This is a genomic window from Microbulbifer maximicatervae (SeqCode), assembly GCF_052467615.1.
In genome coordinates this window covers 1,539,136-1,552,068 of record NZ_CP174319.1, presented here as the reverse complement: position 1 = coordinate 1,552,068, position 12,933 = coordinate 1,539,136, and the positions used below count along the sequence as shown (strand labels likewise).

The 12,933-nt window shown below is 44.3% G+C and carries 9 protein-coding genes; 2 read left to right on the top strand and 7 right to left on the bottom strand.

The window, feature by feature from the left end; genetic code table 11:
• Nucleotides 1–2: 2 nt before the first annotated feature.
• The 5 genes from ACJJIM_RS07015 to ACJJIM_RS06995 form a co-directional block, all read right to left on the bottom strand.
• Nucleotides 3–533, bottom strand: a complete 531-nt coding sequence (locus tag ACJJIM_RS07015) for a hypothetical protein (RefSeq protein WP_444912796.1) — start codon at nt 531–533, stop codon at nt 3–5.
• Complete coding sequence (locus ACJJIM_RS07010) at nt 530–1,363, bottom strand: hypothetical protein (protein WP_444912795.1); 834 nt, start codon at nt 1,361–1,363, stop codon at nt 530–532. Before ACJJIM_RS07010 ends, ACJJIM_RS07015 begins: the two co-directional genes overlap by 4 nt.
• Entirely contained in the window at nt 1,360–2,400 is a 1,041-nt protein-coding gene (locus tag ACJJIM_RS07005) for a hypothetical protein (RefSeq protein ID WP_444912794.1), read from the bottom strand. The genes ACJJIM_RS07010 and ACJJIM_RS07005 overlap by 4 nt, the downstream gene beginning before the upstream one ends.
• 3 nt (nt 2,401–2,403) lie before the next feature.
• Nucleotides 2,404–3,552 (bottom strand): PLP-dependent decarboxylase, encoded by a 1,149-nt coding sequence (locus tag ACJJIM_RS07000; protein WP_444912793.1) that lies wholly within the window; start codon nt 3,550–3,552, stop codon nt 2,404–2,406.
• Nucleotides 3,553–3,644: 92 nt separating this feature from the next.
• Nucleotides 3,645–5,120 (bottom strand): class I adenylate-forming enzyme family protein, encoded by a 1,476-nt coding sequence (locus ACJJIM_RS06995; RefSeq protein ID WP_444912792.1) that lies wholly within the window; start codon nt 5,118–5,120, stop codon nt 3,645–3,647.
• Between the two features lie 883 nt (nt 5,121–6,003).
• Between ACJJIM_RS06995 and ACJJIM_RS06990 the strand changes: the two genes are divergently transcribed.
• Nucleotides 6,004–7,536 (top strand): DUF1254 domain-containing protein, encoded by a 1,533-nt coding sequence (locus ACJJIM_RS06990; RefSeq protein ID WP_444905600.1) that lies wholly within the window; start codon nt 6,004–6,006, stop codon nt 7,534–7,536.
• Between the two features lie 22 nt (nt 7,537–7,558).
• On the opposite strand, the gene ACJJIM_RS06985 is transcribed toward ACJJIM_RS06990, so the two are convergent.
• Nucleotides 7,559–8,596 (bottom strand): AraC family transcriptional regulator ligand-binding domain-containing protein, encoded by a 1,038-nt coding sequence (locus ACJJIM_RS06985; RefSeq protein ID WP_444912791.1) that lies wholly within the window; start codon nt 8,594–8,596, stop codon nt 7,559–7,561.
• 115 nt (nt 8,597–8,711) lie between these two features.
• Here ACJJIM_RS06985 and ACJJIM_RS06980 point away from each other — a divergent pair, with 115 nt between their 5' ends.
• The gene (locus ACJJIM_RS06980) at nt 8,712–10,241 is read left to right on the top strand and encodes a flavin-containing monooxygenase (RefSeq protein WP_444912790.1); all 1,530 of its coding nucleotides are present in this window, start codon (nt 8,712–8,714) and stop codon (nt 10,239–10,241) included.
• A gap of 750 nt (nt 10,242–10,991) precedes the next feature.
• On the opposite strand, the gene ACJJIM_RS06975 is transcribed toward ACJJIM_RS06980, so the two are convergent.
• Nucleotides 10,992–11,960: a DJ-1/PfpI family protein gene (locus ACJJIM_RS06975; RefSeq protein ID WP_444912789.1), complete on the bottom strand. Its 969-nt coding sequence runs from the start codon at nt 11,958–11,960 to the stop codon at nt 10,992–10,994.
• Nucleotides 11,961–12,933 lie beyond the last annotated feature (973 nt).

The following is a 12,933-nucleotide window of genomic DNA, read 5'->3' as shown; positions in this document are numbered from 1 at the left end:
CTTTATGCTGTCCCGTCCATGGTATTTATTGTTATATCACCGAAACCGCACTCGATAAGTAATTTAGAAAGCCCCTCAATTAAGAGATCATGGCAATCAATATCCACTGCCAACCTGATTTTCAGCTGGTTTGTTCCCGCTTCAAATGGGTGGCGAACCAAGCTATCCTCAATAGCTATATATCGTCTTCCTTCTCTAACCAATATTGCTTCTTCACCAGCCAGGTCATGAAGCATTAAAACGGTGTCTTGTAATAGAGCACTCGGCATACGCCCACCAGCGGGCATCTGCATTTTTATCAAGATTAAGTCTATATCCAGTTCAGAATCTTCAAAGTATCGCAGAATATCCATCAGTAATTGATAGTGCTCCGAATGGTTCAGTAGCACCGGGCTGGAATTAACTGGTAGACTGGATAATGCAAGATAGTCCTGCTCAGTACTCAACGGCAGCATTTGTGCTAAGCAGGATTTCAATGTGTCCGGATAGGGGTTACGTTCGAGACACGTTGATAGCTCAACAGTCTTCATCACGCGGCCTCCATTAGATAGAAGTGACTTTGTTCATCAACGGTAACTTCTACAGTGCAATAATAGCCATTCAATGCAATCGAACAGGCCAGAAAATTTTCTTGCTTGTCAAAGCCTTTTTCAGCGCCTTGGCAAATAATATTCAGCCAGGGATCACTACCAAAACAATGCCCCCATCGATCATGCAAGTCTGGTAACTTTTGATTGGCCGACAACAATTTGGAGAAAATTTGGCGAATATTCTCTGGAAAGAACGGCAAAGATAAAGTCAGGTCATCTCGTCCAACAGCCATTTTTCGGATGACAGTGGCAAATTCCGGAGTTGTATTATAAGTAATCGTGCAGGATGCATTAAGGTTTATACTGTCAAGATCCCGCACTTCAAACAACAATGTACAGAGACCAAAACCACTATCGCCCCAATTTTCATTTTCTCGCCAAAACGTTAGATCTAAAACATTGGCGTCAAGAATACTAACCAGTAAGTAGCGCGATTCCGGATTTTGTGTCAGGTAATGCCGAAGGCTATAACCCCAAGATGCACATTCATAGGTATTAACAAAACTGGTAACTGGCGCTCTTGCATTATCACCGTAATTGAAGTCCTGCTCACTAATCGCCGATGAACTCAAAGGAAGTTCAATCATGGTAGAGCATAAAAAATGGCGATCTATTTGCGAATCTTTTATCTCTGGAGCAGCATCTAATACACTATCTGTCTGTCTTCGGATAATCCTGGCAATATCACCCAAGGCAGTTGATACATCACTACTGGATGAGGCAGTGATACCTTCTATAGGGATAAAAGCTGCAGATCGTAAATACAGGCTCATACCCGCAGCCCCTTAAATTTGCTATATATCTCAAAGAAGCACCGATATGAACTGCCTTCCATTTTTGTGAAAGCCAACAGATCGCGCTGTCGATTCACGGATTTGATCTTTCCTGACAAGACCAGGTTCAGCAAAAGCTCATTGCTGGTAAATTTCGTTGCCAGTACACGGTTTACACTGTGCATAGAGAAAGTGGTTGCAGCTACCTGCTCATTACACAAATAAATTAGATACTCTATATGAGCCTGATCTTCGCTGGTTAAATGAGCTTCTTTACAGTCATGTAGCCAAAGCACAAAGTGCATTAGTGATTTAACAAAGCGCGGGCGAACCAGTGTTAAAAATCGATTGACGCTACCCAACCCACCTTTGCTCAACAACATATCTTTGGTAATTGATACTTTACCCTTACAATTTCCCAGCTGTAAGGTGCCATTTAAAAACGGCTCTCCTACAGTACTCTGCCGTAGTTGGTTACAGAGTTCTGGCGGCAACATCACTGTCAGGGGAAAAGGCCTTCCCGGTTGCTTGGTAACTACCATGGCAAAGCCAAGCTTATGTGCCTCAATGCCGTGGATCTTATCGACATTCAGTAGCATGTCGCTATCAGTTTCAGCCAGCTCTGTCTTCCAACCCATAAGGCTCGGGCCGCCGGGGTCTGTCATAAGGAAGTGGCCGAAAATCCCCTGCTCCACCCATTTATTGACCTGGGCAAGCTGATCATCTGTAGCAGTCAGGCTCAACATAATCGAGCCAAATAGCCCGATCATATTGTGAAAGTGATTATCCAGCCCTTCATCCCGGACAGTGTCAATAATTTGATCAATAACAAAGGTCTGCTCAAACTGCTCTAATGGCTGCTGAACCGAAGCATCCCTAAGTGGTGCAAGCTCTGTCAAAGGATCTTCGATAATCATTGATGCATCGAATAGCCGAGCACAAGAATTTTCTAACAGCGATTTCAATGTGCTGGGCACTGGTGAAATACTGGATAATTGATTGAGAACAAAACCACCTACAACCGATTGCATTTCCATGATCTACTCCACCAGATAAGAGTTCGGAGCCGGCAACTTGAGGAAAGGTGCTACGGTATAACTTGCGTTATAGGCACCACACCCATCGAATATGACTAAGTCCCCTTCTCGAAGGTCAATATTGTTGACTTCCCCAATCACATCTTCCTTATTGCAAGAAGTGCCTACTAAAAGGACTTTCTGCCCCTCATCATTTTCTTTTAGAGGAGTCCCATTACGCAAAACATGAGGTTGCTGGAATCGTTTAAAGGTACTTTCCGTTTTTGCCAACAGGAAATTTTGGGCCATTCCCCCGTCACATACGGCGTACTTGTCACCGTTAATGGACTTTTTATAGCGAACTTCCGTGACGAAATAACCGGCTGAGCCCATAATTGCTCGACCACTCTCGTGAACTACCTTGATATGATCTGGAAATTCAGCAATCAAATTTCTATATTGCTCAAAATCAAACTCCTGCTCCCGCCAATTGGGGTCAAACCCACCACCTAGATTGGCTAATGACAGAGGGTATCCCAGTATTTCCTCAAACTCATAAACGACTTGTAAAGCCACTTTGGCAGTGTCGAAAGCACCTTTATTAAATGAGTATGAGCCCCTGAACAAATGAAAACCTAAAACTGGAATCCCATGTTTCTTACAAAAATCCAAAGCCTCAAGGCAGCCATTCCAGTCGAAACCAAAATGATCTTTTCTTAATCTCTTTTGATTCCTATCAAAGTGGCTCAAGATTGAGGGATTAAGCCTTAAAACGACGGGGTTTACTGGCCGTCTTGCCTTCAACTCCTCAACTAAAGTTAATTGATTGAGGTTGTCGATAATTAAATGGCACTTACTCGCAATGGCAGCGCGTATAAAGGCCTTATCTGCCGATGGATTATTGACAAATCGGGGGCTATTCCCTTTAGGAAGTAGATTTAGTTCGCCTATAGATGCAATCTCAATACCGTCTTCAAAAATGTGCCCACAACGAAGTATTAAATCAAGGCAACTATTGGCTTTCAGAGAGTATATCAATCCCGTGCCCAGCGCTTCCTTCAGCTGCTTGTAGTTATCGTGAGCAGTTTTAACGGAATAGATATAACAAGGTGTAGATAGCTGTTTCTTGTTTTGGCCCAACTGTTGAACCAGCGCATCTGACAGTGCACCCATAACTCCCCCAAGGGTTAAACGTATCGTTTATATTTTTATTAAGTTAGCGTTTTATGTTTTAGGCGGGATCCCGCCTAAATATACTCAGATCATTAGGCATGGACTTGTAAATCCTGTTCTAAGCGCTTCCTATCGACCTTGCTATTAGCGGTTAATTGAATTCCATCAACAAACCTGATATCTCTTGGCATGTAGTCAGTATCTATGTTCGCTTTCAGCCAAGTGCGAAACTGCTTCTGATTGTCACCGGTATTCTCATGAAGCTCCACAATACAAGTAGCCACTTCATTCTCGAGTTTATCTCTAGTGCCGATGACTGCATTGATATGCACCAATGGGCACATATCAATATGATTTTCCAAGTCCTTTGGAAACAGGCAAAATCCACCTTGTTTTATTAAGTCTTTTGAACGCCCTTTAAAATAGAAAAAGCCATCCTGATCACGGGTAAAAAGGTCTCCCGTCGCCAACCAATTGTCGTCCCGATATCTGCCCGAAAGGATTTCTGCACCACCTTGAGCGGCGGGGTTATAGTAGCCTTGCATCACTGCCGTCCCACGAACATAAAGCTCACCTACCTCATCAGCTTTTGCTTCTCTAAATTTACTGACCTCTGAGTGAGGTATAAATACCCGTGCATCCAGGCCAGGAATCGGCTTGCCAACTGAACCCATCTTTTCTTCCCAAAGCTCTGGCTCCAAGTACAAGGCTCGCTTGCACTCAGTCAAACCATACATAGAGAAAACATTTAGATTTGGGCAGTACTCCTTCCAGGCGCGAATCATGTACTCAGATAAATGGCCCCCAGTATTGGTGATACTGCGCAGGTTGCTGAGATCAGGTTTAACCAAACCCACCAGTTTCACCAGGGCAGCCCCCATTGCTGGCACGATCGGAAGAACAGATATATCCCGCTCTGAAATCGTTTTAAGGGCTTGTATGGGATTAAATGGTTTGTCGTAGAGGATGGTTGTACAGTTGCTATATAGCGCAAATAGTACCTGATAAAGACCGTAGTCAAATGATAAAGGGGATAAGCACAAAATTCTGTCCTGTGCTGTCAGGCCCAAATATTGGGATATTGAGGCCAAGGAGGTCAGAACATTTTGATGGGTAAGCATAATGCCTTTTGGCTTACCAGTACTTCCTGAGGTATAGATAACCAGAGCCAGATCTACGCCTGTGACCACTGGAGTAGAAGATACTTCAAACTCTGAGCATTCCTGCTGATAATCGGGCAAGGCCTCAATTTTTCCAGCACGCCATATCGCCTTGGCATTACAGTCTGAAGCGATCATTTTAATTGAAGAATGGCTCAGATCCCCCTTTGCAGGTACAACCACCAACCCCATCTTCCACGCCGCCAACATAATGGCGACCGCCTCTATTTCAGACTGAGTACACACTAAAATGCGGTCGCCAGCACTGAAACAAACTTCCTCATTTGTAAGTGAGAGCCACGCATTCTCACAGTGAGCCGCGGTCAAAACCTCGCCATCCAGATTTTCCAGACGACCTTGCCAACATTTTTCCACAACTTTCTCGAACAGGCTGGCAAGAGAAAACATTTTTAGTCCATTTATTATTCTAAGATTTTTGATCTAGTCCGAATAAGCCTAAAAAAAACTATTCAAACCGGCTACATGGGACGATCATTTTATAAATCGGATGACCCAATAATGACAAGCATTTTCTGTAAAGCTTATGACAACCTCTTTATCAATCCATGAAAAGTTTCATTCTGTTAGAAATTATTCGATCTGACTAAACATTACAAACATTACAAAAGACAAATAAATCAAGAAGTTAATAAACCCTTTTTCCGATCTCGCACCACTACAAAGTAAAAAAATAGGCAATGAAAAACCAATTTATTTAGGATTTAATTCCACCAAATGACCAAAAAAAAGAAAATAATTTTTTTGGTGGTAAAACCCTATAAAGCCCAAAAACTTTGAACCGAATGGTCACAAAATAGGATGGGCAAATATTAAAAATTAACCAAACTTATTTTCTGAAGCTGGTTTTTGAGAACCATGAAACCTTGAGAGATTTCTTTTACAAGTGATCGGCTACCGGCACTGAAAGCCAGATAAATATTTGAATGCAAGTTAATGTAATAATTTCGATTACAGGAGAGTCAGATCAGTAGCGGCGTGAAATTACTGACTTCAAGTAAACCTTTAAATCCAGGTCTGCCAGACAAAACATGGGCGCCAGCCTAAATACTACAGACCAATAATTACAATAAAATTGACCTTTTAAATCACCGGCCTCACCAGATCAAAATTAAGCCAAACTTATCGCTAAAGATACTCAAGTTACGCCTGGGGATAGCCATCTTTATAATCCGGCAGTTAACACAAAAAATTGGCACGAAATAACCCCAATAGAGGAAGCAATACCACACACTTACGTATCACGCACGCCTTGCATATAGAGGTAGCTATTTTGATTCGATTACTTCAGTACGCATTTGGGTCTGTCGGAGTTTTTCTTCTGTTAACCTGCTCTCTGCCGCTTTGCGCCGATTTACATCCAGAGACTCTGAAATCAATCAGTACTCCAGATAAGGTGGACAGCAGTATTGGCACCCTCGAATTCCGCGATGGCGCTCCCTACCCCCAGACCGCAGAAAAGCTCTACGACTATTTGGATCATATGCGTGCGGTAGATAGTTTCCTCAAAGGAATTCAGGGAGCATCAGTACATGCTCTAATGAAAGGGGGAAGAGAGCTTGGCGCTAAGTCTGCCAATGAAGTCTTAATTTTCGATCGATTAATGAACTCTGAGTCTCTTTTTCTCACAGGCAATACTTCGACTATCTATACGCTGGCTTTTTTAGATCTAAAACGAGACGGACCAACTGTGTTTCACTCGCCGCCCGACGTTATGGGCGCGTTTAATGATGCCTGGTTCCGCTTTGTTGAAGATATCGGCTCCTCTGGCCCGGATAAGGGACGCGGGGGAAAGTTTCTGTTACTGCCACCAGACTATAAAGGCAATATTCCCTTCGGCTACATTCCCATCTACCCTCGCTCCTTCCGACTGTGGGTGTTTATGCGCTCGCCAAGTAACCAGCCTTTGCCGGAGGCCGTGCAAAACATCAAAGACAACTTGAGAATCTACCCCCTAGCTCAAAAAGGTAACCCGCCAAGGATGGTCTTTATCAGTGCGTCTGGAAAGGCCTTCAACACCATCCACCCTAATGACTATCAATTCTATAAGCACCTTAATGAAGTCGTTCAATACGAGTGGGTTGGGATGCTTAACCCAGAAACGCGCGGCCTCTTTGCCTCAATTGGCATTGAAAAAGGGAAAGCCTTCAGTCCAGATAAAAGAATGACCAAAATTCTTACGGACGCAGTTGCAATTGGTAATGGTATAGCCCGCTCAATTGTTTGGTACCCACGGACAGACAAATCCCTCTCCGATATCAAAATCTACCCAGGCACAGATAGCGCCTGGGTAATGGCGTTTCCCGGCAAGAACATCTTCTTCAATGGCCCCGATGGCAAAACCATTAATAGTGACGCCCGAGTCAGCTACTTCTACCCCTATACCGGTGTCAGCCCAGCAATGACTGCTATTGAACCTGGCAAAGGTTCTGATTACGCCATTGCCTTTGTCGATGAAAACAAAGAGCCTTTTGATGGCTCTAGAAAATACAAATTGCACCTGCCCCCCGATGTACCGGTCAATGCCTTTTGGGCAGTAAATATCTACGACAGCCAAACGCGCTCAATGTTAAAAACCAGCCAACCCTTTCCCGCAGTAAGCAGCCAGTCGAAAGGGATAAGACAAAATTCCGATGGTTCTTATGACGTTTATTTTGGACCCAAGGCGCCAAAAGGGTTTGAGAAAAACTGGCTGGAGACCTTACCTAACAAAGGTTTTTTCGTAATCCTGAGACTGTATGGACCCTTGGGGCCATGGCTGGAGAAAACCTGGCGTCCTGGAGAGGTGGAGCCTACTGAATATTGAAAGAACTGCCCCCTCCAGGCTTTCACGGAGATTCTGGCCGCCCCACAATTGCGCTGCCTGCAAGGCGTATGCGGTGATTCCGGGGAGTCTCCGCAAACCAACGTCGACAAGCTCGCTGAAATGTACTCTGCTCGGAGTACCCCAACAAACCCGTAATCTGCCCCAAGGCCAGATTCGGATCGGATAAGTATCGAGTCGCCAGATCCCGCCGCACGTTATCCAATAGTTCTTCGAACCTAAGCCCTTCCGCAGCCAGGCGGCGCTGTAAAGTTCTGGGGTGGAGCTTCAGCGCCCCTGCCACAGTGCCGAGCTGAGATCTGCCGCTGGGCAGTATTTCACTGAGTAATTGTCGAATTTCTACAGTTAGAGGAACGGGCAGCGTCGCACTCTGCTGCTCCAAATGGTGAATGGCCAATCGCTCAACCACTGGATCGGCAGACTTCAGTGGTGTATCCAGAAATGCAGCTGGGAAGTCCATCGCACAATAGCCCGAGCTAAACAGAACCCCACACCCAAAGTAATTGCAGTAGTCACCCTCTACCATTTGAGGACCATGAGGCAGCAGTACGTTTTGCGGGCAACACTCAGTCTCTACCAACATCCGTATCATCGTCAGCGTATTTCCCAGCACCTGCTCTCGGATCTGGCGATAGCTATTGAGAGCTGGGTCCTGCCAATCAAAAACAATACGTAGTACATCTCCCTCACTTAATGGTTCCAGTTGCATACTGAGGGATGAACTATGAAGAGAAAGAAAGCGCCTAACGGATAGCAAGGCTTGCCGGGGAGTGGCCGCATTGCATGCAACTACACCTATCCCACCCAAGCCTTCCACCCCTTGTCGCGATGCGAGGCACAGCCCCAAATCGGGGCGATCTAACCGGCGTGCTGCAGTTTCCAGCAGGCGCGCGACCTCAACAAATGATACCAAGCGGGAATCCGCCGGGCTGATATCACAAGGCATACCGAACTCGGCCAAGAAGGCTTCCCCCCTGCCCCCAAGCTGCTCCACGAATTCACTGAAACCGGAAAGAATACTGACTCGTACAAGGCTACCCATAACTTGCTCCCCATCTTTGTGGCGCGGAAAGACAATTATTTGTCGCAATCTAACAATAAATCACGGGCACATCTACCCAGTCTATAAGGCATAGAAATTTGCAGGGATAGGGATTGTGAAATCGACTCATTTCGATGTATTAATTATCGGCGCGGGACTCTCAGGGGTAGGAATGGCTTGTCATTTGAGTCGCGAATGCCCCAGGCGCAGCTTCGCCATTATCGAGCGCCGGGCACAAGTCGGCGGCACCTGGGACCTCTTTAAATACCCGGGCATTCGATCTGATTCCGATATGTACAGCTTCGGCTATGACTTCCAACCCTGGTCCGGCGAGAAAATACTCGCGGATGGCCCATCTATCCAAAAATATATTGAAACCACCGCAGAGCAATATGACGTTAAAAAGAGAATTCACTTTGGAATAAATTTAACTACGGCAAACTGGTCCAGTACAGACCGAGCTTGGACTCTGGAAGGTCACAACACCGAATCTGGCAGCCCAGTGAGATATATCTGTAGTTTTCTGATTGCCTGTACTGGGTATTACGACCATAAAGAGGGCTACTTGCCGCAATATCCAGGTATAGAAAACTATCAAGGAAAACTGATTCATCCCCAACAGTGGCCAGAAAATCTGGACTACCGCAGCAAGCGTATTATCGTGATCGGCAGCGGTGCTACCGCTGTTACCCTGGTCCCTTCGCTCGCAACCACCGCCCAACATGTCACCATGTTGCAACGCTCCCCAAGCTATATCATTTCAGTTCCATCTATCGATAAAATCTCTCGTGTACTATCAAAATTTCTGCCAGCACCCTGGGTCCACAAGCTAGGACGCTGGCGCAATATCAAATTGCAACGCTGGATTTTTAAAGCTGCTAAGCGCTGGCCTAACTTTATTAGAAAGTTACTATTAAAAGATGTAAGAAAAAGCCTTCCAGCTAATTACGATCTCAGTCACTTCGACCCCAGTTACAACCCCTGGGATCAACGTCTCTGCGTTGTACCTGATGGAGATCTGTTCTCCTCAATCTGCTCAGGAAAAGCTTCTGTTGCCACCGGTGAAATAGAAACCTTCTCAGATAAAGGTATCCTACTTAAATCAGGGCAACAATTAGACGCAGACATTATTATCAGTGCGACCGGATTAAAGTTACAAGTTCTAGGAGGTATCAAGCTCTGTATTGATGGTGCACCGGTAGCAGTCAATCAAAAGCTGACTTACAAAGCAGTGCTAATGGAGGGGGTTCCTAACATCTCATGGGTATTCGGCTATACCAACGCCCCCTGGACTCTTAAAGCCGACATTACTGCTCGCTATATTTGCCGCCTGTTAAAATACATGGACGCACATAACTTTCAGGTGTGTACAGCGATAGATAGCGAAGGCAGTGCTGAGCAAGGTTCGGTGATGAGCAGCCTGGATTCTGGCTATGTAAAACGGGCAAATGGAGAACTTCCCAGACAAGGTAAGCGCTATCCATGGCGCCTGTTAAATAACTATGAGGAGGACTGTAAGATACTCCTTGATTCAGCGATTGAGGATGAATTTCTAACTTTTGTGCCGCACCAATCTGACACCCAGAAAATTCTAAAGGCAAAAGATAAAAACAACACATCCTCTATCGAAGTAAGCAGTATTTAAATTTCAGGCAGCATTAAGAACGCGAGTCTCGGCTCGCTTCTATTTTACCTTTCATTAGGTAGACGGATATAGAGGCCGCACAAAATCCCTAGCTCCAAGCCCAGACTAAAAACCCCATAGTGAACAACCGCTATAAATATTATTTGACCTGACAGTCGCGACTCGTAAAAAAGTAACAAACACTTCTAATTGATCCGCCACCGATACCCTCTCGGAATTCGTTACGGGCTTCACGTAACCATATAATCATGGGGTAGCAAATCCGAATATTAGGTCACCAGACAGGATGGCTTATTGTGAGAGCTGTGAGTATTTTTTTAATTTTGTCCTCGCTATCAATAGCTTCAATGGCGTCTTCTGTAAGTATACAACTAGAAAACTGGGACAGAATTTGTCAAATTCAAGTTACTGGCGGAAAAAACCCGTCGTTCACAAATTTCCAAACTTTTAATAATATTAAAAGAGGCTGGTCAATTTCCAAGCCCTATCAAATATGCTATCGCCGGAATGAAGAACCTTCCCAATGTCATTCAAAAATGACGATGTGGCGGTGCAAGCGGTATGTTCAATCTGAAGACCAGAAAGCAAATACTTTTCCTATATTCTAGGTTTTATCGTCTCCACCTTTACCTTTAAAGGTTTCGCCTAGCACACGACAACCAGATATCGCCCGCGCTACAACTACACAAAACAAACCTTAAAGTGGGAACTGGGTAAAAAACCCGCACACCTTTAATGAAAGCTACCAAATTATGACGCTTGATCTAATATGCTGAACTTAAGCACCCAAGGATTAATATCAGAGGGAGCAACAAAGTCAACTTGCAATACAGTACGATCATCAGAAAACTGATACACCCATTTATTGTCAATAGACGGCCCCTTCCTCCACTCGGGATTTTCTTTCATTTGCTCACTTAACCAGGCTTTTACAGTTTCCACATCACCGTAAAGCTGAAACGCTGTGTACCATTCTTCCAGGCTACCATAGCTATACTCCTTAGAAACAAACTGAATTGACTCAGGCAAATCACCAAGATTTGGCATGATTTTATCCGCCATCATCCCCCGGATATAGCCCCCCTCTGGCACCCACAGGTACTCAATCTTCGCTGCGACACTTTTGGCTTTTTCAATCGTATCAACCTTGCTTACCAGATATAAAGCGCCATCTATACCAGATGAAAGGCCAGCTGTAGTAATAAACTTGCCGTTATCAACAAACTTTTTATTTTTTACCAATTCAACATCAGAGAAGTTCTTCTCGAAAGAATCAAATGCTCCGCGAATGGTGGTTGCTTTCTTACCATCCAGAAGCCCAGTATTTGCCAGAATAAAGGCACCGTTACATACCGATAGAACGTACTGAGCCTGTTTGGACTGCTCTTTAATCCACTGTAATACTTCCGGGCTCTCCATTGCTTCATTAATACTGCCCCCTGGGATAATTACTGCATCAAATTGATTGTCCTGATCGAAGCTGGTATCTGGAGCCACTTTAAGCCCCATGGCTGAAGTAATGGTTCCACCATCTTCCGAAACCGTTGTTAAACGATAATTGGCTTGCCCAAAAACCTCATAGGGCCCGGCATAATCAATAGTTTGTGCACCGTCGTACAACAATATCCCTATGTGAAAGGCATCTTTAGATGTGAAGTGGGCCCAGACCATATTGCTAAAAAGTAGCGAGCATAGGCCAGCCCAGATTAAAGAACGCATGGCTATTTCCTTTTTGTTTTTGTGAGTATAGATACATGCTTAAGCGCTTACCGGGCATCTGATTCAAAGCCCAAACCTATAAACAAGATATCTTTTGGGGATACAGCTAGAAGTGTAAATTGGTGGGCTTGGTCACAAATGACATAAAATCGACAAATTCAGACATCGACAAATAGGTATAGGAGATTTATATCTCAACAATAATATTTGAGTTGGATATTTATAAGACTTACATTATTTCTACTGTGCTAAATTTTCTCTCGACAAAGTAGATCCCCTAGTACGAGACATGTGCCAATAAAATATTTAGATAAACCTATAGTTCGGCAGATAACTAGCAATAATGACTTCACTAACCAACAAACCCACCCGACTAGAATGCAGAAAAATTTGATCACACGTCCACCTAAAAATGTATTCGTGAAACATTCTCAATGTATTAGATCAAAGGATACCAGCTAGCAACATGCAGCAAGCGTACGAACAAGCAGAATGAGTGATTCTTTCAGACAGGCCGCTATTTGGAAGGGGGGGTGAATTAGTTTGCACCTAGACCCAAACGAGCGGTATTACAGGAAATTTTTCTTAGCTGAATGAAAATCGTCCACTCAACAAGCCTGCTTGTAGCTAAATCACCACTTGATGTTTCAATGCAGACAGCCTGTACTATCTTCCTGTTACTCCCTCCTGCTCCAACATTACGTTACCTAATTACGTACTACTGTCGCCCCCTATTGCCCCCTCTTAATCCAACACTATTCTCTGGCTTTACACTTCCTTATACTCCTGTATCAACGAAATCAGCCGCTAAACAAATACCAGCTGTATTCTTTTTTACCCTTCAACATATAGACGTCTAAGCACATTCTTTTATTAATTAGAGACATAAGAATTTTGAATCTAACTCTTCGCCTCATGAGTTTCTAGCTGCTCCTCAGAATTTATCTCAACCTAGGAAAAGTATTCGTTATTT